Origin of the sequence: Pantoea phosphatilytica (genome assembly GCF_051025615.1) — a bacterium.
In the GTDB taxonomy this organism is placed as follows: Bacteria; Pseudomonadota; Gammaproteobacteria; order Enterobacterales; family Enterobacteriaceae; genus Pantoea.
Genome location: NZ_JBPFDF010000001.1, coordinates 378,529 through 399,484, shown reverse-complemented (window position 1 = coordinate 399,484; position 20,956 = coordinate 378,529). Strand labels below are relative to the sequence as shown.

General features: G+C 60.2%; 22 protein-coding genes and 1 riboswitch. Of the genes, 8 read left to right on the top strand and 14 right to left on the bottom strand.

The features are described from left to right. Positions 1 to 103: 103 nt before the first annotated feature. Entirely contained in the window at positions 104 to 496 is a 393-nt protein-coding gene (locus tag ACR6AS_RS02185) for a YbhQ family protein (protein ID WP_111139835.1), read from the bottom strand. Positions 497 to 675: 179 nt separating this feature from the next. Here ACR6AS_RS02185 and ACR6AS_RS02180 point away from each other — a divergent pair, with 179 nt between their 5' ends. The 3 genes from ACR6AS_RS02180 to ACR6AS_RS02170 are packed head-to-tail and all read left to right on the top strand — an operon-like array spanning position 676 to position 3,643. Continuing rightward, on the top strand, positions 676 to 1,437 hold the full coding sequence (locus tag ACR6AS_RS02180) for an endonuclease/exonuclease/phosphatase family protein (protein WP_111139834.1): 762 nt from the start codon (positions 676 to 678) through the stop codon (positions 1,435 to 1,437). Further along, positions 1,434 to 2,678, top strand: coding sequence for a cardiolipin synthase ClsB (gene clsB, locus ACR6AS_RS02175; RefSeq protein WP_288477823.1), 1,245 nt, complete (start codon positions 1,434 to 1,436; stop codon positions 2,676 to 2,678). Before ACR6AS_RS02180 ends, clsB begins: the two co-directional genes overlap by 4 nt. Continuing rightward, entirely contained in the window at positions 2,678 to 3,643 is a 966-nt protein-coding gene (locus tag ACR6AS_RS02170) for a lysylphosphatidylglycerol synthase domain-containing protein (protein WP_434160979.1), read from the top strand. Before clsB ends, ACR6AS_RS02170 begins: the two co-directional genes overlap by 1 nt. Before the next feature lie 48 nt (positions 3,644 to 3,691). Here ACR6AS_RS02170 and ACR6AS_RS02165 read toward each other — a convergent pair whose 3' ends face one another. Beyond that, positions 3,692 to 4,399 carry a Bax inhibitor-1/YccA family protein gene (locus tag ACR6AS_RS02165; RefSeq protein WP_111139831.1) on the bottom strand — a complete coding sequence of 236 codons (708 nt, stop codon included), beginning with the start codon at positions 4,397 to 4,399 and terminating at the stop codon, positions 3,692 to 3,694. A gap of 195 nt (positions 4,400 to 4,594) precedes the next feature. After that, positions 4,595 to 5,689 carry a DUF1615 domain-containing protein gene (locus ACR6AS_RS02160; RefSeq protein WP_111139830.1) on the bottom strand — a complete coding sequence of 365 codons (1,095 nt, stop codon included), beginning with the start codon at positions 5,687 to 5,689 and terminating at the stop codon, positions 4,595 to 4,597. A 106-nt stretch (positions 5,690 to 5,795) separates the two neighbouring features. On the opposite strand from ACR6AS_RS02160, the gene ACR6AS_RS02155 reads away from it, so the two are divergent. Then, positions 5,796 to 6,581: an OBAP family protein gene (locus tag ACR6AS_RS02155; protein ID WP_111139829.1), complete on the top strand. Its 786-nt coding sequence runs from the start codon at positions 5,796 to 5,798 to the stop codon at positions 6,579 to 6,581. A gap of 55 nt (positions 6,582 to 6,636) precedes the next feature. Here ACR6AS_RS02155 and moaE read toward each other — a convergent pair whose 3' ends face one another. The 5 genes from moaE to moaA form a co-directional block, all read right to left on the bottom strand. Further along, positions 6,637 to 7,089: a molybdopterin synthase catalytic subunit MoaE gene (moaE, locus tag ACR6AS_RS02150; protein ID WP_111139828.1), complete on the bottom strand. Its 453-nt coding sequence runs from the start codon at positions 7,087 to 7,089 to the stop codon at positions 6,637 to 6,639. A 1-nt stretch (position 7,090) separates the two neighbouring features. Then, positions 7,091 to 7,336, bottom strand: a complete 246-nt coding sequence (gene moaD, locus ACR6AS_RS02145) for a molybdopterin synthase sulfur carrier subunit (protein ID WP_111139827.1) — start codon at positions 7,334 to 7,336, stop codon at positions 7,091 to 7,093. Next, positions 7,329 to 7,814 (bottom strand): cyclic pyranopterin monophosphate synthase MoaC, encoded by a 486-nt coding sequence (gene moaC, locus ACR6AS_RS02140; RefSeq protein WP_111139826.1) that lies wholly within the window; start codon positions 7,812 to 7,814, stop codon positions 7,329 to 7,331. Before moaC ends, moaD begins: the two co-directional genes overlap by 8 nt. An 11-nt stretch (positions 7,815 to 7,825) precedes the next feature. Further along, positions 7,826 to 8,341 carry a molybdenum cofactor biosynthesis protein B gene (gene moaB / locus ACR6AS_RS02135; RefSeq protein WP_111139825.1) on the bottom strand — a complete coding sequence of 172 codons (516 nt, stop codon included), beginning with the start codon at positions 8,339 to 8,341 and terminating at the stop codon, positions 7,826 to 7,828. Between the two features lie 14 nt (positions 8,342 to 8,355). Continuing rightward, on the bottom strand, positions 8,356 to 9,342 hold the full coding sequence (gene moaA / locus ACR6AS_RS02130) for a GTP 3',8-cyclase MoaA (protein WP_111139824.1): 987 nt from the start codon (positions 9,340 to 9,342) through the stop codon (positions 8,356 to 8,358). Then, a riboswitch (molybdenum cofactor riboswitch) is annotated at positions 9,332 to 9,465 on the bottom strand. (Overlaps the previous gene by 11 nt.) A 204-nt stretch (positions 9,466 to 9,669) precedes the next feature. On the opposite strand from moaA, the gene ACR6AS_RS02125 reads away from it, so the two are divergent. Then, the gene (locus ACR6AS_RS02125) at positions 9,670 to 10,572 is read left to right on the top strand and encodes a gluconeogenesis factor YvcK family protein (RefSeq protein WP_111139823.1); all 903 of its coding nucleotides are present in this window, start codon (positions 9,670 to 9,672) and stop codon (positions 10,570 to 10,572) included. Between the two features lie 5 nt (positions 10,573 to 10,577). Here the strand turns inward: ACR6AS_RS02125 and uvrB are convergent, their stop codons facing one another. Further along, entirely contained in the window at positions 10,578 to 12,599 is a 2,022-nt protein-coding gene (gene uvrB, locus ACR6AS_RS02120) for an excinuclease ABC subunit UvrB (RefSeq protein WP_111139822.1), read from the bottom strand. Between the two features lie 893 nt (positions 12,600 to 13,492). Here uvrB and ACR6AS_RS02115 point away from each other — a divergent pair. Then, positions 13,493 to 14,215, top strand: coding sequence for an ABC transporter ATP-binding protein (locus ACR6AS_RS02115; RefSeq protein ID WP_111139821.1), 723 nt, complete (start codon positions 13,493 to 13,495; stop codon positions 14,213 to 14,215). 85 nt (positions 14,216 to 14,300) lie between these two features. On the opposite strand, the gene bioD is transcribed toward ACR6AS_RS02115, so the two are convergent. Genes bioD through bioB form a run of 4 tightly spaced genes read right to left on the bottom strand, consistent with a single transcriptional unit; the run spans position 14,301 to position 17,890 of the window. Next, the gene (gene bioD, locus ACR6AS_RS02110) at positions 14,301 to 14,972 is read right to left on the bottom strand and encodes a dethiobiotin synthase (RefSeq protein ID WP_434160974.1); all 672 of its coding nucleotides are present in this window, start codon (positions 14,970 to 14,972) and stop codon (positions 14,301 to 14,303) included. Continuing rightward, positions 14,969 to 15,724: a malonyl-ACP O-methyltransferase BioC gene (bioC, locus tag ACR6AS_RS02105; protein ID WP_293773762.1), complete on the bottom strand. Its 756-nt coding sequence runs from the start codon at positions 15,722 to 15,724 to the stop codon at positions 14,969 to 14,971. Before bioC ends, bioD begins: the two co-directional genes overlap by 4 nt. Beyond that, on the bottom strand, positions 15,708 to 16,859 hold the full coding sequence (bioF, locus tag ACR6AS_RS02100) for an 8-amino-7-oxononanoate synthase (RefSeq protein ID WP_434160972.1): 1,152 nt from the start codon (positions 16,857 to 16,859) through the stop codon (positions 15,708 to 15,710). The genes bioC and bioF overlap by 17 nt, the downstream gene beginning before the upstream one ends. Then, positions 16,859 to 17,890 carry a biotin synthase BioB gene (gene bioB / locus ACR6AS_RS02095; RefSeq protein WP_111139817.1) on the bottom strand — a complete coding sequence of 344 codons (1,032 nt, stop codon included), beginning with the start codon at positions 17,888 to 17,890 and terminating at the stop codon, positions 16,859 to 16,861. Before bioB ends, bioF begins: the two co-directional genes overlap by 1 nt. Positions 17,891 to 17,976: 86 nt before the next feature. Here bioB and bioA point away from each other — a divergent pair, with 86 nt between their 5' ends. Both bioA and ACR6AS_RS02085 read left to right on the top strand, forming a co-directional pair. Next, complete coding sequence (bioA, locus tag ACR6AS_RS02090; protein WP_293773758.1) at positions 17,977 to 19,281, top strand: adenosylmethionine--8-amino-7-oxononanoate transaminase; 1,305 nt, start codon at positions 17,977 to 17,979, stop codon at positions 19,279 to 19,281. 75 nt (positions 19,282 to 19,356) lie between these two features. Next, positions 19,357 to 19,833 carry a kinase inhibitor gene (locus ACR6AS_RS02085; protein WP_111139815.1) on the top strand — a complete coding sequence of 159 codons (477 nt, stop codon included), beginning with the start codon at positions 19,357 to 19,359 and terminating at the stop codon, positions 19,831 to 19,833. Between the two features lie 45 nt (positions 19,834 to 19,878). Here ACR6AS_RS02085 and pgl read toward each other — a convergent pair whose 3' ends face one another. Further along, positions 19,879 to 20,880, bottom strand: coding sequence for a 6-phosphogluconolactonase (gene pgl / locus ACR6AS_RS02080; protein WP_434160970.1), 1,002 nt, complete (start codon positions 20,878 to 20,880; stop codon positions 19,879 to 19,881). Positions 20,881 to 20,956 lie beyond the last annotated feature (76 nt).

Below are 20,956 nucleotides of genomic sequence, written 5' to 3'. Positions count from 1 at the left end.
CGGCCGAGTGTAGCAGCTTTAAATGAAGTGTGCGAGATAGCTCACATTTACTGACAACTTAAGGCGCTGAAAACAGGAAGGCCACCTCGCGGTGGCCTTCAGCTTAGCTACGTTTGTTTTCGATTCGCCGCGCCGGCTCTTTCGCCAGCAGCGAGACCAGCGCCGGGCCCAGCAACATCACTACGCCGAGAGACGCCAGCAGCAGGTTGTTGTGGTAGATCCGCGACACCAGAAACAGTGTCATCATGGCGGCGCCAAAGTAGTAAGTGGTGGTCGCTTCTTCAAAATAATCACCCAGCGTCCGTAAACGTGCGATGCGCTGTGTTACCAGCATGGCAACAAACACCACTGCATACATCGCCACCAGCACACTGCAGACATCCACCAGCGCTTTATGCTGCCAGCCCCAGATGAGTGCCGCGACGACCAGCAGATGCATCACGATATGCATCAACGTCTGACCCGTAATGATTTGAATACGATTAGACCATTTCATTCATTTCTCCTGGCAGACCCAACAGGTCGCCCAAGTGCTACCGGCACAAGCCGGAAACGGTTTCCTCAATGTAAAACAATTTTCGGATAACGCCCTAAATATCGCGCGCCTTCCCCCTCCATTTGTGACAAAGACTACACTTTGATTCTGTTGATGATGAAAAGGAGCGCGTCGCGAGTATGCCACAAAACCAGCAAGGATTTTCAATAAAAGTCCTGACGATCAATACACACAAGGGTTTCGCCCCTTTTAATCGCCGCTTCATCCTGCCGGAATTACGCGAAGCCGTTCGCGCCACGGCGGCGGATGTGGTCTTTCTGCAGGAGGTGATGGGCACCCACGCTATTCATTCGCTTAATCATGAAGCGTGGCCCGCCTCCTCCCATTACGAGTTTCTGGCTGACACCATGTGGAACGACTATGCCTACGGGCGCAATGCCGTCTATCCCGAGGGCCATCACGGCAATGCGGTGCTGTCGCGCTTCCCGATTACTGAGTATGAGAACCGCGATATTTCGGTCGCGGGCAGCGAGAATCGCGGCATGCTGCACTGTCAGATCGCCCTGCCCGAGCCGCACGGCACGCTGCACGTTATCTGCGTGCATCTGGGTCTGAAGGAGGCCCATCGTCACGCGCAGATGAAAAAAATCTGTGAAATGGTGACCTCTCTGCCGCCCGATGCCCCGGTCGTTGTGGCGGGCGATTTCAACGACTGGCAGCGACGTGCTAACGCCATTTTAAAACAGGGCGCAGGCCTGAAAGAGGTATTCAGCATGAAGACCGGACGCCCGGCGCGCACCTTCCCGGCACGCTTCCCTATCCTGCGGCTCGACCGCATCTATGTCCGCAACGCCACCGTCAGTCATCCGTGGGCGCTGCCGCGTAAACCCTGGTCACACCTTTCCGATCACGCGCCGCTGGCGGTGGAGATTCACCTATGAATTTTAACTGGCAGGACGGCAACCGGCTGCTGTTGCTGGAGAATGGCGAAGCGTTTTTCCCACGGGTCTTTGGTGCGATCCAGCGGGCGGAGCGTACGGTGCTCATCGAAACCTTTATCCTGTTCGAGGATGAGGTGGGCAACGCCCTGCACCGTGAACTGCTGGCGGCGGCCCAGCGGGGTGTCCGGGTCGAGGTGATGGTCGACGGTTACGGCTCCGCCGAGCTCTCCGATCAGTTCGTGAACAGCCTGACCAGCGCGGGCGTGCGCTTTATCTATTACGATCCACGTCCGCTGGTGATGGGGATGCGCACCAACGTGTTTCGCCGTCTGCACCGCAAAACCGTGGTGGTGGATGACGTGGTAGCCTTTGTCGGCGGCATCAACTTCTCCGCCGAGCACAACACCGATTATGGCCCGGAGGCGAAGCAGGATTACGCGGTGCAGGTCAAAGGACCGGTGGTGGGCGATATCGCCCGCTATCTGCAGCAGGCGATCGGCAGCGAACAGCCTACCCGCCGCTGGTGGGGCGGGCGCTCTCATCGTCCGGCGGTGAACGCCACACCCGGCGATGCGCAGGTGCTCTACGTCTATCGCGACAACGACGAGCATCGCGATGACATCGAAAAGCATTACATGGAGATGCTGCGCAAGGCGAAACGGGAGGTGATTATCGCCAACGCCTACTTTTTCCCCGGCTACCGGCTGCTGAGGGAGATGCGCAATGCCGCGCAGCGCGGCGTCCGCGTGAAGCTGATCGTTCAGGGCGAGCCGGATATGCCGATTGTAAAGGTGGGCGCAGAACTGCTCTACAACTATCTGGTGGATGGCGGCGTGGAGGTCTATGAATATATCCGTCGTCCGCTGCACGGCAAAGTGGCGGTCTGCGACGATCACTGGGCCACCGTTGGCTCCAGCAACCTCGATCCGCTCAGCCTGTCGCTGAACCTGGAGGCTAACCTGATCATCCACGATCGCCCCTTTAACCAGACGCTGCGTGACAATCTGGATGCGCTGATAACCCACGACTGTCAGCGTGTGCAGGAAGATCGCCTGCCGCCACGTAACTGGTGGCAACTGAGTAAAAGCGTGGTGGTGTTCCACTTTCTGCGTCATTTCCCGGCCATCGCGGGCTGGCTGCCTGCGCATACCCCGCGTCTGGCGCAGGTCGCCGCGCCGGTTCAGCCTGAAATAGAAACTCAGGATCGCATTGAAGCTGACAACCCGGGAGCGAAATCCTGATGGCAAAAAAACATCCACGCTGGCAACTCGCCAAAAAAATCCTCACCGTGCTGTTCTTCATCGCGGTCGTGGTGCTGCTGGTGGTCTACGCCCGCAAAGTGAACTGGGAAGATGTTTATGACGTCATCGTCAACTACAACCGCTTTGTGGTACTGACAGCCGCCGGACTGGTAGTGCTGAGTTACCTGGTTTATGGCTGCTATGACCTGATCGGCCGCGCCTACTGCGGTCACAAACTGGCGAAGCGACAGGTGATGCTGGTGTCGTTTATCTGTTACGCCTTTAACCTGACGCTGAGTACCTGGGTGGGCGGCGTCGCCATGCGCTACCGGCTCTACTCCCGGCTGGGGCTCGACAGCGGCACCATCACCCGCATCTTCTCTCTGAGTATCGCCACTAACTGGCTCGGCTATATTCTGCTGGCGGGCGTGGTGTTCAGCGCGGGTATGGTGTCGATCCCCGGCGGCTGGTTCATCGGCGAAACCACGCTGCGTCTTATCGGCGTCATCCTGCTGGTGCTGGTGGCGGTCTATCTCTGGGCCTGCGCCTTCTCGAAGCAGCGCCGCTGGACGTTAAAAGGCCAGACGCTGCAGCTGCCCTCGCTGCGCATGGCGCTGCTGCAGTTCGCCGTCTCCTGTGCCAACTGGATGGTGATGGGCGCGATTATCTGGCTGCTGCTGGGGCGTGACGTCGGGTATCCGATGGTGCTGGGCGTGCTGCTGATCAGCAGTATTGCGGGGGTGATCATTCATATTCCGGCCGGCATCGGCGTACTGGAAGCGGTCTTCCTCGCCCTGCTCAGCGGTCAGCACGCCTCGCACGGCACCATTATTGCGGCGCTGCTGGCCTATCGCGTGCTCTACTTTATTCTGCCGCTGCTGCTGGCGCTGGTGCTCTATCTGGGGCTGGAGAGTCGGGCAAAACATCTGCGTCAGAAGAACGAGCAGAAGCTGCAGAAGTCGTAATAAAAAAAGGAGGCGCAGCCGCTGCGCCTCCTTTTGTGCATTATCCGCTTAGCGGCGGTTGCCGAAGATCCGCAGCAGCATCAGGAACAGGTTGATGAAGTCGAGATAGAGCGTCAGCGCGCCCATAATCGAGTAGCGACGCAGGTTTTCCGTGTCGCGGGCATCGATCTGCTCACCGATATTTTTCAGCTTCTGCGTGTCATAGGCGGTCAGGCCCACAAACACCACCACTCCGATATAGGTAATCGCCCACATCAGCGCCGGGCTTTTCAGCCAGAAGTTCACCAGCGACGCCAGCAGGATACCAATCAGCGCCATAAACAGCAGGCTGCCCAGACGGGTCAGGTCGCGTTTAGTGGTGTAGCCGTAGAAGGTCATCGCACCAAACATCCCCGCCGTGACGAAGAAGGTGCTGGCGATAGAGGAGTAGGTGTAAACCAGGAAGATGCTCGCCATCGTCAGGCCGGTCAGCGCCGAATAGAGCATAAACAGTCCGGTGGCCACTGCCCCGCTCAGACGATGCACCATGCCGGAAAGGACAAACACCAGCGCCAGCTGCGCGATAATCAGCCCGAAAAAGGTGATGCGGTTAGCGAACACCAGCTCCATCACCGCTGGCGTACGGGCCGCAAACCAGGAGACAAATGCCGTCAGTAACAGGCCGCATGTCATCCAGCCATAGACCTGAGCCATATAGGCCTGCAGCCCGCGCGAGGCGGGTTGAACGATAGAATCATTTCGTGGATATCGGTCCATGATGCACCTCTTGTTAAAATGGGAACGCGCTTCCCGCAGGAAGCCGGTTTAATGCGGGGCCGCCAGGGTCAGCCTCCACGGTCTGTACGACCGGAAGCGGCTGAGCGCGGAACAGAACGGCGGCCATCTGCCGCGCCTGCCGGCACCATCTCTAAGTGTGGCACAGCTCAGCTCAACTGCGCCACAACCTGCCGCTTAGCGCCGCGACAGACACTGCTGATAACGACTGTCGACGCGCTGCGCAAACCACGCCGTGGTGAGGTTACGGGTGATTTTCGGGCTTTCGAGCTTAATGCCCGGCAGCATTTCGCGCGGTAACCGGCGGCCGGCCATCTTATCCGCCAGGGTAAAGACCTGTTTCCACAGCGTGCTGTCGCTGAAACTTTCCTTATCCCCTTTTTCCAGATCGCGTCGGATCGCGCTGTTGCTCATATCAATCTGCTTCGACAGCGTCCGCACCGCCAGCTCCGTGCTGCCCGCCGCGTCCGATCCATAGAGGATCAGATCGCCATCCAGCGCCAGCTTCATCCCGGTCGCGCGCGCCACCGCTGCCTGAAACGCCGCGTTGCGGCTTGCATACCAGCCCGCGTTGAAATCAGCGAAGCGATAGAGCGGCTGAGTATAGTCCGCCGGGTAGCCAAGCAGATGCATCGTGCCGAAGTAGATCCCGCCGTGGCGGGTAAAGACTTCCCGCCGGATGGTGCCATCGACGGGCCACGGATAGCCTCTGGCATGTGCTTCGGCAAAGGCAATGCTGACCTGCATCGGCCCGCCAGTGTGGATCGGGTTGAGATGACCAAACAGCGTCTGGCCCATCGGCACCATATCGATCAGGTCGTCAAAAATCGCGCTCAGCTCTTTTTCACTGCGCACGTTATCCAGCCGGGTGGCATAGCTCTCGCCGGTCGGCGATTTAATCTGCAGCGCGGTGCGCACCAGGAAGGCGGGGACGTGTACTTTTGCCGCCCGGCGGTCGATCTCACCCCAGGCGATCTTTGACAGGCCCGGCACGGCGGCTTCGGCGCTGAAGTTGCTCTCCTGATCCGCGACGGCGATCACCGCACAGAGATTGCTGACGCTGGGATCGATCTGCTGCGTGCGGAAGGTGGTGTAGATGTCGTCGCGCCACGCCGCTTTATTGCTGACGTGCGGTGGCAGCAGCCGCTGGATCTGCGCTTTGACATCGTCGGGCTGCCGGACCGGGGCCTCAGGCGTTTTTTTGCTGCTACAGCCTGCCAGCACCAGTGCGGCGACCAGCGTCAGACGTTGCAGTATCGGAGTGAATGACATACCTGTCCTCAGAATTGACGAAAGCCCTACTCTATCATCGCCCGCACTGCGCAGGCAGGAGAGAACTGAACTAAGGTTAGCTTTTTTAACGGTAAAGGAACTTACGATGTTTAAACTCTGGCCAGTTGCGGCGTTCAGCCTGATATTAACCGGCTGTGGCGCCAATAATACGCCCGCGCAGGTGCACTCACCGGGTGCGCCCACCTCCTCCTCGCTGAAGGTGCTGGAAAGCGGTGCCAGCGTGCTGCAGTCGCGCCCGCCGATTGACGCTATCAATACCTACCTCGACGGCTTCCATTTTTACAACGGCGATAAGAACGGTCAGATGGAGGCGCACCACTATGTTACCGTCCTGAACGACGACGTGATGCAGGCGGTGATCTATGACGGCAACACGCGCGACGCGCGGCTGATGGGGGTCGAATACATCATCAGCGAACGGCTGTTTAACACGCTGCCGCCCGACGAGAAGAAGCTGTGGCACAGCCACCAGTATGAGGTGAAATCGGGCACGCTGATTGCACCCGGCTTACCGCAGGCCGCCGACCACGCCCTGATGACGCGCATCGTGAACACTTACGGCAAAACCTGGCACACCTGGCACACCGATCGCGACAAAACGCTGCCAATCGGCATTCCGGCGCTGATGATGGGCTTTACCGCGGATGGGCAGATGGACTCGCGACTGCTGGCCGATCGCGATCGCCGGTTTGACGTTGATACTAAACAGATCCGAGCCGGGCGGGCGGATATCGTCGCGCATCCGGCGGCAGCGGGCGCCAACGCCTGGCAGCAGGGTCAGGTGATTCAGCTTAAGCGCACAGAGGGCGGCGGTGAGCACAGCCACGGCCAGACCGGATTTGGCCCGGCGGAGCAGCTGAAACAGCCTTAAACAGGCTGGCGGGATCGTCAGCGGGCCGCACGCGCGTCCCGCTGAGCCTGACAGCCTACTCCCAGCGCCGTGCGGCCTGGTGATCGCTGTCGCGGGCGTCCACCCAGCGGTCGCCCTGCTCTGTGGCTTCGCGCTTCCAGAACGGCGCGCGGGTCTTCAGGTAATCCATGATGAACTCTGCGGCAGAAAAGGCGCTGCCGCGATGGGCGCTGGTGACGCCCACCAGCACGATTTCATCGCCGGGAAACAGCTCGCCAACGCGATGGATCACCGTCACGCGCTGCAACGGCCAGCGTTCACGCGCCGCGTCGACGATCTCCTGCAGCGCTTTCTCGGTCATGCCGGGATAGTGCTCCAGGGTCAGCGCGGCGACGTTATCGCCCAGATTATGATTGCGGACTTTACCGGTGAAGGTCACGACCGCCCCATCCTCATCACAGGCCGCCAGCCAGCGATAGGCTTCTGCCATCTCGAAAGGCGCGGGGCCAACCCGAATCTGCGTCTCCATCTCAGCCTCCGGTCACGGGCGGGAAAAAGGCGACTTCATCCCCGTCATGCAGCGGATGGGTCATCGGCACCAGCGTCTGATTCACGGCAGCCAGCAGTTTGCCCGGCTCCAGTGCCAGCGCCCAGCGGTCGTCCCGATCGGCCAGTGCCGCGCGCAGCGTGGCCACATCCGGATAGTCCGCAGCCACCTCAAGCGACGCGGTGCCGGTCAGCTCACGCACCTGGGCAAAAAACAGTACGTTAATCATGCGTCACCGCCTGAAAATCGCCGCTTTTGCCGCCGCTTTTGCTGATTAAACGCAGCTGGTCGATAACGATGTCCTTCTGCACCGCTTTGCACATGTCGTAGATGGTCAGTGCGGCCACCGAGGCGGCCGTCAGCGCTTCCATCTCCACGCCGGTCTTGCCGGTCAGACGGCAGAGGGAGGTGATGCGCACCCGGTTGTGAACCGGTTCCGCTTCCAGATTGACCTCCACCTTGCTCAGCATCAGCGGATGGCAAAGCGGGATCAGCTCCCAGGTGCGCTTCGCGGCCTGGATACCGGCGATGCGCGCGGTGGCAAAGACATCCCCTTTGTGATGACTGCCTTCGATAATCATCTGCAGCGTGTCCGGCTGCATCAGCACCAGCACTTCGGCCCGCGCTTCGCGGACGGTTTCGGCTTTGGCGGAGACATCCACCATATGCGCTTCGCCCGCCGCGTTAATGTGTGTGAGTTGAGACATGCTTACCGTTCTTACCGTTTCTTCAGATGGGAGACAAAGTTGCAGGGCGCAGTGCGCGCATCGAGCTGATCCGCGATAATCCGCTCCCAGGCTGTGCGGCAGGCGCTGGTGGAGCCCGGCACGGCCAGGATCAGCGTCCCGTTAGCCAGACCGGCAACGGCGCGTGACTGCAGCGTCGAACCGCCAATCTCCTCATAGGAGATCATCCGAAAGAGTTCGCCGAACCCGTCAATTTCGCGATCAAACAGCGGCTGCAGCGCTTCCGGCGTGCTGTTTTTCAGGTTAAAGCCGGTTCCGCCATTGATGATCACCACCTGCACATCTTCACTGGCGATCCAGCGCGACACCGTGGCGCGAATGCGATAGAGATTTTCCGGCACGATGGCGTGGTCGACCACCTCATGGCCCGCTTCTGCGGCGGCGGCGCGCAGATAGTCGCCGGAGGTGTCGTTACTGGCGTCACGTCGATCGGACACCGTCATCACCGCAATCTGTACGGTCTGAAATTCGCTGGCGGATTTACCCATACTTCCTCCTGAAATTAGCCACCAATATAAGAGAGATTCTGTGTGATGCCGGTGTTGCCCTGATGCAGGAAGTGCGTCTGCTTTTTCTGCCCCAGGCTGCTGGCGATCCGCGCCTGCAGTTCGGCCTGCTGATCGTCAGATGCCAGCAGATCGCGCAGCGGCACGCCGCCATCGCCAAACAGGCAAAGGTGGAGATTGCCCTGCGCCGACACGCGCAGGCGATTGCAGCTGGCACAGAAATCTTTGGCGTAAGGCATGATCAGGCCGATTTCGCCGACATAGTCGGGGTGATAAAAGACCTGCGCCGGGCCGTCACTGCGGCCGCTTTCGCGACGCTGCCAGCCCTGCGCGATCAGCTGATCGCGGATCACGGTGCCGGAAACGTGCTGATCGCGGAACAGCGTGCCGCCGTCGCCGGTCTCCATCAGCTCGATAAAGCGCAGCTGGATCGGCCGGGTGCGGATCCAGTCAAGGAAAGTGGCGAGATTACGGCTGTTGAGATCACGCATCAGCACGCTGTTGACTTTGACCTGGCGGAAGCCAGCGTCCAGCGCCGCATCAATACCGCTCATTACCTGATGGAACTTATCCTGACCGGTGATGGCGTGAAACTGACGGGCGTCCAGACTGTCGACGCTGACGTTGAGCGCGGTCAGCCCCGCCTCGCGCCACTGCTTCACATCACGCGCCAGCCGGTAACCGTTGGTAGTGACCGCAATCTGACGAATCGCGGCGTTTTCACGTACGGCCGCAATGATGTCGGTGAAGTCGCGACGCAGCGACGGCTCACCGCCGGTCAGCCGCACTTTTTCCGTGCCGGCGGCGGCAAAGGCGCGCGTGACACGACGGATTTCATCCAGTGAGAGAAAGCTTTTGTTACGAATTCCCTGCGGTTTATAGCCGTCAGGGAGACAGTAGGTACAGCGGAAATTACAGACATCCGTGACCGACAGGCGCAGGTAATAGAACTTACGCGCGTATGCATCAGTAAATTGTGACACCAGAACACCTTTCCAGATTGGGAGATGCAGTCATTTCTTCCTGCACCCTGGCAGCTCTAAGGCTACGGCCTGAATCCCCTATCCGCAGACGTAGGCATTCAGGCTTGAGTGTACGCTGACCCCTTGATCAGCGCGGTAATCATGATGGTAGCGTGATTTACGCCACTCTTCCATGTGCTGTTTTCGCTATATAATCTTATACATAGCGAATTTTCACCGCATTTTCGCGACAGGATACGTTAAAATACCCGCCAGATTTTGACGCAAGTCATGCGCGCGGGCTTAGCGTTTAGAGCCTCGCCACGCGAACAGATTTTAAGGAGAAGTATGAATCGCACACTGGCCGATCTTGATCGCGTTGTGGCGCTGGGTGGCGGACACGGTTTAGGCCGCGTGATGTCTGCCCTTTCCCCGCTGGGCTCGCGTCTGACCGGTATCGTTACCACTACCGACAACGGCGGTTCAACCGGCCGTATCCGACGCTCCGAGGGCGGCATCGCCTGGGGCGACATGCGCAACTGTCTCAATCAGCTGATCGCCGAACCCAGCGTCGCGTCGGCGATGTTCGAGTATCGCTTTTCCGGGAATGGCGAGCTGGCCGGACACAACCTCGGCAACCTGATGCTGCGGGCGCTGGATCAGCTGAGCGTGCGTCCGCTGGAGGCGATTAACATCATCCGTAATCTGCTGAAGGTGGATGCTTTTTTAATCCCGATGTCGGAGCAGCCGGTAGACCTGGTGGCGATGGATGCCGAAGGCAATATGGTTTACGGCGAGACGGCGATTGACGAGATGAAGCAGCCGCCGCAGGAGCTGATGCTGCATCCCACTGTGCAGCCCACACGGGAGGCGCTGCAGGCCATCGGTGAAGCGGATCTGATCCTGATCGGGCCAGGGAGCTTTTATACCAGCCTGATGCCGATCCTGCTGATGGAGGAGATGGCGCAGGCGCTGCGTCGCACGCCCGCGACCATGGTGTTCATCGGCAATCTGGGCCGCGAACTCAGCCCGGCCGCCGCCAGCCTGACGGTCGCCGACAAGCTGCAGATGATGGAGCGTTATATCGGCAAGCGGGTGATTGATGCCGTGGTGGTCGGTCCCTCGGTGGCAACTCAGGGCATTGAAAACCGCCTGATTGTCCGTGAACCGCTGGAGGCCGCCGACATCCGCTATCGTCACGACCGCCAGCTGTTACGGGTGGCGCTGGAACACGCCATTCAGGGGTTTTGACAGCACTACGAGGCCGCAATAAACAGCGTGCGCAGCTCATGCAGTTGATCGCGCACGCTGGCCGCCTGCTCGAACTCCAGGTTCTGCGCATGCTGCTGCATCTGCCCTTCCAGTTCGTGGATCTTCTTCTGCAACGCCTGCGGCGTTAACGTCAGCAGATCGGCCTGGGCCTGTGCTTCGCCAGGACGGGCCGGCTTCGCTTTACCCCGGGTTTTCACTACGTTGTTGCCGAGTTCCAGAATATCGGTGATCTTCTTGTTCAGGCCCTGCGGAACGATACCATGCTTCTCATTGTGCAGCTGCTGTTTCTCACGGCGGCGTTCGGTTTCTTCAATCGCACGCGCCATCGACGGCGTAATTTTATCACCGTAGAGAATCGCCTTACCGTTGATGTTACGCGCCGCACGACCAATGGTCTGGATCAGCGAGCGCTCAGAGCGCAGGAAGCCCTCTTTGTCCGCGTCCAGAATCGCCACCAGCGACACTTCCGGCATATCCAGCCCCTCACGCAGTAAGTTGATGCCCACCAGCACATCAAACTCTCCCAGGCGAAGGTCGCGGATAATCTCCATACGCTCGACGGTGTCGATATCGGAGTGCAGATAGCGCACTTTCTCGCCGTGCTCGGTCAGATACTCGGTGAGATCTTCCGCCATGCGCTTGGTCAGCACCGTCACCAGAATACGCTCGTTGATCGCCACACGCTGGCGGATCTCCGACAGCAGATCGTCAACCTGCGTGCCTACCGGGCGCACTTCGATGATCGGATCCAGCAGGCCGGTCGGACGCACTACCTGATCCACCACCTCGTTACCCGACTTCTCCAGCTCATATTTGCCGGGCGTCGCCGAAACATAGATGGTCTGCGGGGCCAGCGCCTCAAACTCTTCAAACTTCATCGGACGGTTATCCAGCGCCGACGGCAGGCGGAAACCATACTCCACCAGCGTCTCTTTACGCGCCCGGTCGCCTTTGTACATGCCGCCAATCTGCGGGATGGTGACGTGGGACTCATCCACCACCAGCAGGCCATCGGCAGGCAGGTAGTCAAACAGCGTCGGGGGCGCTTCGCCCGGCCCGCGCGCGGACAGGTAGCGCGAATAGTTTTCGATGCCTGAGCAGTAACCCAGCTCGCTCATCATCTCCAGGTCAAACTGGGTTCGCTGCGTAATCCGCTGCTCTTCCAGCAGTTTGTTGTTCTCCAGCAGCACCCGGCGACGATCCGCCAGTTCCACTTTGATCTCCTCCATCGCCTGCAGGATACGTTCGCGCGGCGTCACGTAGTGCGTCTTGGGGTAGATCGTGAAGCGGGGAACCACCGAATCGACCTGGCCGGTCAGCGGATCAAACAGCGACAGCCGCTCCACCTCCTCGTCGAACAGCTCAACCCGCAGGGCGATATCGTCCGATTCCGCCGGGAAGATGTCGATCACTTCGCCCCGCACCCGGAAGGTGCCGCGCTGGAACGCCTGGTCGTTGCGGGTGTACTGCAGCTCGGAGAGGCGACGCAGGATGCTGCGCTGGTCGATGATCATGCCGCGGGTCAGGTGCAGCATCATTTTCAGATAGAGATCGGGATCGCCCAGACCATAAATCGCTGAAACCGAGGCTACTACGATGACATCGCGCCGCTCCAGCAGCGCCTTGGTCGCCGAGAGACGCATCTGTTCGATGTGCTCGTTCACCGACGCATCTTTTTCGATGAAGGTGTCGGAGCTGGGCACGTAGGCTTCCGGCTGATAGTAGTCGTAGTAGGAAACGAAAAACTCCACGGCATTTTCCGGGAAAAACTCTTTCATCTCGCCATAGAGCTGGGCCGCCAGTGTCTTGTTAGGCGCCAGCACCATCGTCGGCCGGTTAAGATCGGCAATCACGTTGGCGACGGTGAAGGTCTTACCGGAGCCGGTCACCCCCAACAGGGTCTGATGGGCCAGTCCATCCTCCAGCCCCTCTTCCAGGCGACGGATCGCCTCGGGCTGATCGCCCGAAGGTTTAAAGGCGGAATTCAATTTAAAGGCTTTACTCATGAATGCAGTTCCTGCTGGAGAAGTCGGCGGGCAGGCACTTATTTTACTCTGCTATGGTGATTTTGCCAGAAAAAAATACTGGATATAAAAACAGTAATAATGCAGTGTAGAGGCGAGAGGCACAATTTCTGCCGCTTCGATACCCAACCTGAACCGGCGTAAAGGGTGTTGCGCAATGTTATCCCCAGGCGAGGATCAGATTTAACATTTGTCAATAGAGCGTCACAAAATTACAGTTCGGTTAACTGACAGAAAATTCGCAGGCTTGTTTTTTGATAAGCAACTGATTTTATTAGATTAAGCTTATAAGGCCAGATTCTCGTCATTATGTTACCAGGCCCCGTATTTCCTCGCTTCCAACTGGTTTTCATGACCTAATGCACAAGGTTATCCACAGGAATGGTGGATAAGTGATGGCAGCCCCGCCGCCATCAGCTGTGTATAATTTTTCCCTCTCCTCCCGTCACCCCGAAAATAATTTTTTTTGCGTTAAATTTCGCACCAGGCAGTGACGGATAATTCTGCAATTTTACGCTGTCGCGCGGCCCGTCACGCAAAATTTCGCCGATCCACTAAGATTCTTAATCAGATGTCCTGCTTCTTTACCGCCCGTCTGCACCAGAAACAGTGCTTCGCAGCACTGCAAAAGTGCAGGCGCGTGATTGCCGTGGGGAATTGATAAGTTTTTCTCATATTTTCTCCCGCAGGCAGGCCAGCGCAGCCACAAAACAGGGCCATTTTCAGACCTGGCCTGGTAATTGCAGCACTCCATCGCGTCACCGGATGTTGTGCGCACTGAGTGGCAATGGCGAGACCACCGTTGCTGATGACTGGGTTGCCAGACGACAGAGAGCGGAAGCAATCAGGCTAATGATCGGGAAGGAGAGTGTCAGATGCTGAGTTTACGTTCGGTCAATCAATTTTACGGTCAGAACCATATTCTGTGGGATGTGGACCTGGATCTGTCGCCTGGCACCTGCACCGGCATTCTTGGCCGGCCCGGCATGGGTAAAACCACGCTGGTGAACTGCATCATGGGCAGACTGCCGATTAACAGCGGCTCCATCTCCTGGAAAGAGGATGGTTCGCCGCCGGAAGATCTGCTGCTGCAACCGGCTGAACAGCGGGCGCAGATGGGCATTGGTTATGTTCCGCAGGGGCGTCATATTTTTACCCAGATGAGCGTGGAAGATAACCTGCTGATTGCGCTGCTGGCCGGTGCCAGCCAGCAGGATCGCCACCGCGCCATACCCGAAATGGTCTTCGATCTCTTTCCGGCGCTCTACTCACTGCGTCAGCAGCGCAGCGGCGATCTGCCCATCGATCAGCAGCAGCAGCTGGCCCTGGCGCGCGCGCTGGTGCTGCAACCCAAGCTGCTGATTCTGGATGAGCCGACCGACGGCATGTCGCCGTGGCTGGAAGAGGAGATGGGTAACCTGATCCGTCGGCTTAACCTCGATTACGGGCTGACCATCCTGCTACTGGAACAGCGTCTGTCGCTGATCCGGCGGGTAGCCGACTATTTTCTGCTGCTGCACCGTGGCCGCAATGTGGCGCAGGGCAGCATGGCGCAGCTCGACGATTACACTGTCGATAAGTGGCTGACCGTGGCCTGACGGGCGGGAGCCGGACCGCGCAGCACAGCCTGACATACAGGCTGTGCTACGCGGAAAGGATGACGATGAAGCCCTGGCCCGGCGCTTATTCCGGCAGCGTCAGATAGTGACCACAGTCAGCCTGCTGCGCCGCCTCGGTAAACCAGGGAAGTGTGCCCAGGCAGGGTGCAGGCAGACGGTTTTTCAGGCTGGTGAGATACTCCGCATAGCGCCTGCCCGGTGGCTCGACGGTGTTGGCGATCCAGCCCACCAGCGGCAGGCCGCACGCCTGTATCGCCTCTGCGGTCAGCAGGGCGTGGTTGATGCAGCCCAGCTTAATCCCCACCACCAGGATGACCGGCAGCCGTTCGCTGACCACCCAGTCGGCATAGGTGTGCGTTTCGGACAGCGGGGTGTACCAGCCGCCCGCGCCCTCCACCAGAATCCAGTCCGCCAGCGGCTCCAGCGCCGCCAGCCCCGCCGAGAGAGCCAGATGGGTGATCGGCCTGCCCTCTTCGGCGCTGACGATGTGCGGCGAGGTCGGCTCCATAAACGCCAGAGGATTGACCTGCTGATAGGTCAGCGGCACGTTGCTGTAGCGCTGCAGCGCCAGCGCATCGCTGTTGCGGATCCCTTCCGGCGTCAGCTCACAGCCCGAGGCCACCGGCTTATAGCCCGCACAGCGGTAGCCTGCGGCGGCGGCGGCCTGCAGCAACGCGCCGCTGGCGACCGTTTTGCCGACTTCGGTGTCAGTCCCGGTGATAAACAGGCGTTTCATGATGCACTTACTCCATAGATTAAATGGTAACTCAGACGATAGCCGTGCCGATCGCGCGGCCAGTGCGCCTCCAGCTGGCTGAGCCGTTGCCGGGTCAGGATCTGTCCGTCGCGCCCCTGATGCAGATGGGTTGCCCCGATCCCCTTCAGGGAGCGCATCGCGCTGAGCGCGTCGGGAAAGTGCAGCGTCACCCGCTCCGAGGAACAGCCGAGTTGCTGAGCATGACAGGCCGCGGCAATCTGCGACTCGCTGAGAAAGCGGTTGGCATGCGGCATGGCATCCAGATGTGACCAGGCCTCATGCACCTCCTGCAGCGAACCATCGCCCAGGGTGGAGAACAGCAGCGTGCCGCCGGGCCGGAGTACCCGCCGGAACTGGCGCAGTGCGCCGGGCAGATCGTCACTCCACTGCACCGCCAGATTGCTCCACACCAGGTCCGTCGAGTTATCCGCCAGCGGCAGCGCGTCGATGTCCCCGACCAGATAGTGCTGCGCGGCATCGTTATCCCGTGCCTGTTGCAGCATCTGTACAGAGAGATCCAGCGCCGTCACCTGTTTGCCGCGTTCACGCCACAGCCGGCTATACCAGCCGGTGCCGCAGCCGGCATCCAGCAGCTGCAGGCCGCTCTGCGCGGGCGCACGTGCCAGCAGCGCATCTCCGCTGAGACGCTGCAGCGCGGCGTGAGCATCGTATCCTCCTGCCGCCCGGCCAAAGGCGCGCGCCACCGCCTGTTTATCAACCCGCAGCGTCATGCAGTGCCTCCAGTAAACGATCGATATCGTCCGGGCGATGCGCCGCCGTCAGGGTGATGCGAAGCCGCGCGGTGCCCGGCGGCACGGTAGGCGGCCGGATCGCACTGACCCAGCAGCCCGCCTCCGCCAGCCGCTGTGAGAGCGCCAGCGCCTCGCTGTTTTCCCCTACCAGCAGTGGCTGAATCGCACTGGCTGACGCCATCAGTTGCCACGGCAGCGACGCCGCCCCGCGCCGGAAATGTGCAATGTTCTGCTGTAACTGCTGGCGCAGCGCCTCGCCATGCTGAATTTCGCGCAGCGCCGCCTGCAACGCGACCGCCTGGGCTGCGGGCATCGCCGTTGAGTAGATGAGATGGCGGCTGAACTGTAAAAAGTAGTCGGCGGTGTCACCATCGCAGAGCAGCGCGGCCCCGCTGACGCCAAACGCTTTGCCAAAGGTGATCACCAGCAGTTCCGGTTTAACGCCCTGCTGCCAGCAGCTGCCGCGCCCCTGCTCGCCCACCACGCCGATGCCATGCGCATCATCCACCAGCAGCCAGCCTCTGGCCTGCTGCGTCTGTTGCGCCAGGGCGGCCAGCGGCGCGCTGTCGCCATCCATGCTGAAGATGCCTTCCGTCACCACCAGCGTTTCCCCGGCGCAGGGGGCGGCGAGTCGGGCCGCCAGGCTCTCCGGCGCGTTATGAGTGAAACGTCGCAGCTGAGCCGGGCTGTGGCTGGCGGCGTCGAGCAGCGAGGCGTGGCTGAGCCTGTCCGCCAGAATACGGTCGTCCTTCTCCCCCAGCAGATGGATTACCGCCTGATTTGCCGCAAAACCGGAGATGAACAGCAGCGCCCGGTCATAGCCGAGCCACGCCGCCAGCTCCGCCTCCAGATCGGCGTGCTGGCGGTGATAACCGGTGACATGCCCCGAGGCGCCCGCGCCCGCGCCCGCCAGCGCCGCGCCCTGCTGCCAGGCGGCGATCACCGCCGGATGCCGGGTTAAACCGAGGTAGTCATTGCTGGAGAAGTGGAGATAGTCGCGGCCACCGCTCCGCAGCGTGCGGGTAGACTGCTGATCAATGATCCGACGCTGCCGCCAGCCGTCGGCCGCACGGCGCTGCTCCAGCGCCTGCCGGAGTCGTTGCTGCCAGCTCATTACAGCGCCGCGTTGTAGAACTGTTCAGTGTCGGCATGGAAAAGCTGCTCGCTGAGTGCCTGCGCCTGCTGCTGATCGCCATGATGGGTGTGCGTATGTTCCGGGTTAAGCCCCAGCTTGCGGAACAGCACGCGGTCTTTATCCTCTTCCGGGTTCGGCGTGGTCAGCAGTTTGCAGCCGTAGAAAATCGAGTTGGCCCCGGCCATAAAGCACATCGCCTGGGTCTGCTCGCTCATCTGCTCACGGCCCGCCGACAGACGGACGTGCGAGGTCGGCATCATGATGCGCGCCACCGCAATAGTGCGGATAAAATCGAACGGCTCCACATCCTCGTTATCGGCCAGCGGCGTGCCTTTGACCTTGACCAGCATGTTGATCGGCACGCTCTCCGGCGGCGTCGGCAGATTGGCTAACTGCACCAGCAGCCCGGCGCGGTCGTTTACGGTTTCGCCCAGGCCGACAATGCCGCCTGAACAGACCTTAATCCCGGCGTCGCGCACTTTGCCCAGCGTATCCAGACGCTCCTGATAGCTGCGGGTGGTGATGATGGAGCCATAGAACTCCGGCGAGGTGTCGAGATTATGGTTGTAAAAATCCAGACCCGCGCCCGCCAGGCGCTGCGCCTGCTGCTCGCTGAGCGTGCCCAGCGTCATACAGGTTTCCATCCCCATCGCTTTAACGCCTTCCACCATCTTTTCCAGATAGGGCATGTCGCGCTCGTGAGGATTTTTCCACGCCGCCCCCATGCAGAAGCGGGTCGACCCGGCGGCTTTCGCCTGACGCGCAGAGGCCAGGACCTCCTCCACCTCCATCAGACGTTCCGACTCCAGGCCGGTCTTGTAGCGCGCGCTCTGCGGGCAATATTTGCAGTCTTCCGGACAGGCGCCGGTTTTGATCGACAACAGGGTACTGACCTGCACCTGGCGCGGATCGAAGTGCTCACGATGCACCTGCTGCGCTTTAAACATCAGTTCAAGAAAAGGTGCATCAAACAGGGCTTGCGCCTGTGCAATTGTCCAGCGTTGAGCCATTACTTACTCCAGAAAAGGGTGTCATCCCGACGAAAAGCAGGGTTATACTTGTAAACTATATTTTTTTATTTTGGTTTACAACTCCGATGACTACCGCCGTTTTTTCCGCAGACGATGCCCGTTTTGACCGCCAGCATATCTGGCATCCTTACACCTCAATGCAGGATCCGCTGCCCTGCTATCCGGTGGTCGCTGCACACGGTTTTCAGCTGCAGCTGGCCGATGGGCGCGAACTGGTGGACGGTATGTCCTCGTGGTGGGCGGCGATCCACGGCTACAACCATCCGCGTCTGAACCGGGCGCTGACGGAGCAGGCTTCACAGATGTCGCACGTCATGTTTGGCGGCATTACCCACCCGGCGGCGGTGGCGCTCTGTCGTCAGCTGGTGGCGATGACGGCCGATCCGCTGGAGTGCGTCTTTCTGGCTGATTCCGGCTCGGTGGCGGTGGAAGTCTCGATGAAGATGGCGCTGCAGTACTGGCTGGGACGGGGCGAAACCCGCCAGCAGTTTCTGACGCTGAAACGCGGCTATCACGGCGATACCTTTGCCGCGATGTCAGTGTGCGATCCTGAGAACTCGATGCACAGTCTGTGGCGCGGCTATCTGCCCGAACATCACTTTGCGGCGGCACCGGCCTGCGGCTTTGATGAGGCGTGGAACCCGGCCGATTTCGACAATTTCGCCCGGCTTATCGAAACGCATCACCGGCAGCTGGCGGCGGTGATCCTGGAGCCGATCGTGCAGGGCGCAGGCGGCATGCGTCTCTATCATCCGCGCTACCTGCAGCAGGTGCGTGAGGCGTGTGACCGCTATGGCGTGCTGCTGATTGCCGATGAGATCGCCACCGGTTTTGGCCGCACCGGCAAACTGTTTGCCTGTGAACATGCGGGCATCACGCCGGATATCCTCTGTGTTGGCAAAGCGCTGACCGGCGGCATGATGACGCTCTCCGCTACCCTGGCCACCCGCGAGGTGGCCGACACCATCAGCCGCAGCGCAGCCGGGTGCTTTATGCATGGCCCGACCTTTATGGGCAATCCGCTGGCCTGCGCGGTGGCGGCAGAGAGCCTGACGATGCTGGCCGAGGGGCACTGGCAGCAGCAGGTGGCGGGTATCGAACAGCAGCTGCGGGCCGAACTGCTGCCGCTGCGCAGCTCACCGCAGGTGGCGGATGTGCGCGTGCTGGGCGCGATTGGCGTGGTAGAGACGCATCAGCCGGTCAATATGGCGGCGCTGCAGCAGTTCTTTGTGGAGCAGGGTGTCTGGATCCGGCCGTTTGGCCGGCTCATCTACCTGATGCCGCCCTATATCATTACGCCGCAGGCGCTGAGTCAGCTGGTGCAGGCGATTGGCGGCGCGCTGGCGCATCCGCAACATTTTAGCGGCTGAGGCGGGTGGCCCCCTGGCATGGGTGGCGCTTTTGGTTATGATGAAAGACTATTCATCGACAATCGAGGAGATGTGATGCGCATTGTGAGTCAGGATTTTAATGACGGCGAGAAGATGCCTGAAAAGCATGTTTTCAACGGCATGGGGTATCAGGGCGAGAATATCTCTCCCCATCTGGCCTGGGAAGAGGCCCCCGAAGGCACCCGAAGTTTTGTCGTGACCTGCTACGATCCTGACGCGCCGACCGGCTCCGGCTGGTGGCACTGGGTGGTAGCAAACATTCCGGCCAGCACCACGTCACTGCCGCAGGGTGCCGGTTCCGGCAAAGCCTCACTGCCCGCAGGCGCGATCCAGACCCGTACCGATTTCGGTCAGGCGGGCTACGGTGGCGCCGCGCCGCCACAGGGCGAAACCCATCGCTACATCTTCACCGTGCATGCGCTGGATGTGGAGACAATTGAGGTAGATGAGGGCGCCAGCGGCGCGATGGTCGGCTTTAACGTGCATTTCCACGCGCTGGCAAGTGCCTCGCTGACCGTGAACTATCAGTAGTGCAGTACGCCTCTCCCGCCCAAGAGAGGCGTCTTTCGTGGCGGGTTACGCCTGCAGTGCGTGGATCACCACCCACATCGGCCCCTGCCCTACCGCATAACGGCCCAGCGGCTGCAACAGCCCTTTGGGTTCGCTAATCGCATAGACTTCGATGTGATGAGATTTCTGCCCGGCGGCCACCAGAAAACGTCCGCTGTGATCGATATTAAAGCCGCGCGGCTGGGTTTCGGTCGGCTGGAATCCTTCCAGGGTCAGCTCATCGCCCGCTTCGCTGACGCTGAAGATCGCCAGCGTGCTGCTGGTGCGATCGCAGGCGTAGAGGAAGCGGCCATCAGGCGTCAGATGAATATCGGCGGCCCAGCGCGTGCCGTTAAAGTCCGGCGGCATCATATCCAGTGTCTGCACGCTTTCGGCTTCGCCTTCACCGTTATTTAATGCCCAGACCTCAACCGTGCTGTCGAGTTCGTTAACGCAGTAGGCGTAGTGGCCGCCCGGATGGAACTGCATATGGCGCGGACCGGCACCTTCCACCGTCGTCACCTGCGCCTGCGGGCGCGGCGTCAGCTGACCCGCCTCATTCAGCGCAAACAGGCAGATGCGATCCTGCTTCAGTGCCGGAACATAGAGCGTCGTGTTGTCGTTATCGATATTGGCGGAGTGACAGCCGTCAAGGCCGTTAATAACCTGCAGCGGTGCCTGCGGAATGCCCTCTTCATCGATCGGGCTGACGCTGACGCAGGCATCATTGTAAGAGCCGCAGAACAGAAACCGGCCCTGATGATCGGTGGAGATGTGGGTCGGGCTGCCGGGCAGCGGCGCCTGGCCCGCCTCGGTCAGCGTGCCATCGGCGGCGATACGAAACGCCAGCACGCGGAAATTGGGACGCACACCGACATAGAGAAAATCGCGTTTTGGACTCACCACCATCGGCTGAACCTGGCCGGCGACATCCGTCACCTGAAGCAACGTCAGCCCGCCCTCATCATTCATCTGCCAGACGTGAATCTGCTGGCTCTCGGGACTGGCGGTGTAGACAACCTGTTTCATGCATTCTCCTTTTTTGCTGCCTGTTCATGATCTGTGACTCACTGTAGCGCGTTTTACTGCCCGACGCTGAAATCAT

Bases quoted from the DNA above. Each gene is read 5' to 3' on its own strand.
- ACR6AS_RS02115 (WP_111139821.1), top strand. From the start codon at position 13,493: ATGCTGAGTTTACGTTCGGTCAATCAATTTTACGGTCAGAACCATATT.
- clsB (WP_288477823.1), top strand. From the start codon at position 1,434: ATGAATTTTAACTGGCAGGACGGCAACCGGCTGCTGTTGCTGGAGAAT.
- ACR6AS_RS02185 (WP_111139835.1), bottom strand. From the start codon at position 496: ATGAAATGGTCTAATCGTATTCAAATCATTACGGGTCAGACGTTGATG.
- ACR6AS_RS02085 (WP_111139815.1), top strand. From the start codon at position 19,357: ATGCGCATTGTGAGTCAGGATTTTAATGACGGCGAGAAGATGCCTGAA.
- bioD (WP_434160974.1), bottom strand. From the start codon at position 14,972: ATGAAACGCCTGTTTATCACCGGGACTGACACCGAAGTCGGCAAAACG.
- bioC (WP_293773762.1), bottom strand. From the start codon at position 15,724: ATGACGCTGCGGGTTGATAAACAGGCGGTGGCGCGCGCCTTTGGCCGG.
- moaD (WP_111139827.1), bottom strand. From the start codon at position 7,336: ATGATTAACGTACTGTTTTTTGCCCAGGTGCGTGAGCTGACCGGCACC.
- ACR6AS_RS02180 (WP_111139834.1), top strand. From the start codon at position 676: ATGCCACAAAACCAGCAAGGATTTTCAATAAAAGTCCTGACGATCAAT.
- ACR6AS_RS02155 (WP_111139829.1), top strand. From the start codon at position 5,796: ATGTTTAAACTCTGGCCAGTTGCGGCGTTCAGCCTGATATTAACCGGC.
- moaC (WP_111139826.1), bottom strand. From the start codon at position 7,814: ATGTCTCAACTCACACACATTAACGCGGCGGGCGAAGCGCATATGGTG.
- bioB (WP_111139817.1), bottom strand. From the start codon at position 17,890: ATGGCTCAACGCTGGACAATTGCACAGGCGCAAGCCCTGTTTGATGCA.
- moaB (WP_111139825.1), bottom strand. From the start codon at position 8,341: ATGGGTAAATCCGCCAGCGAATTTCAGACCGTACAGATTGCGGTGATG.
- bioA (WP_293773758.1), top strand. From the start codon at position 17,977: ATGACTACCGCCGTTTTTTCCGCAGACGATGCCCGTTTTGACCGCCAG.
- uvrB (WP_111139822.1), bottom strand. From the start codon at position 12,599: ATGAGTAAAGCCTTTAAATTGAATTCCGCCTTTAAACCTTCGGGCGAT.
- ACR6AS_RS02160 (WP_111139830.1), bottom strand. From the start codon at position 5,689: ATGTCATTCACTCCGATACTGCAACGTCTGACGCTGGTCGCCGCACTG.
- bioF (WP_434160972.1), bottom strand. From the start codon at position 16,859: ATGAGCTGGCAGCAACGACTCCGGCAGGCGCTGGAGCAGCGCCGTGCG.
- ACR6AS_RS02170 (WP_434160979.1), top strand. From the start codon at position 2,678: ATGGCAAAAAAACATCCACGCTGGCAACTCGCCAAAAAAATCCTCACC.
- ACR6AS_RS02125 (WP_111139823.1), top strand. From the start codon at position 9,670: ATGAATCGCACACTGGCCGATCTTGATCGCGTTGTGGCGCTGGGTGGC.
- ACR6AS_RS02165 (WP_111139831.1), bottom strand. From the start codon at position 4,399: ATGGACCGATATCCACGAAATGATTCTATCGTTCAACCCGCCTCGCGC.
- moaE (WP_111139828.1), bottom strand. From the start codon at position 7,089: ATGGAGACGCAGATTCGGGTTGGCCCCGCGCCTTTCGAGATGGCAGAA.
- pgl (WP_434160970.1), bottom strand. From the start codon at position 20,880: ATGAAACAGGTTGTCTACACCGCCAGTCCCGAGAGCCAGCAGATTCAC.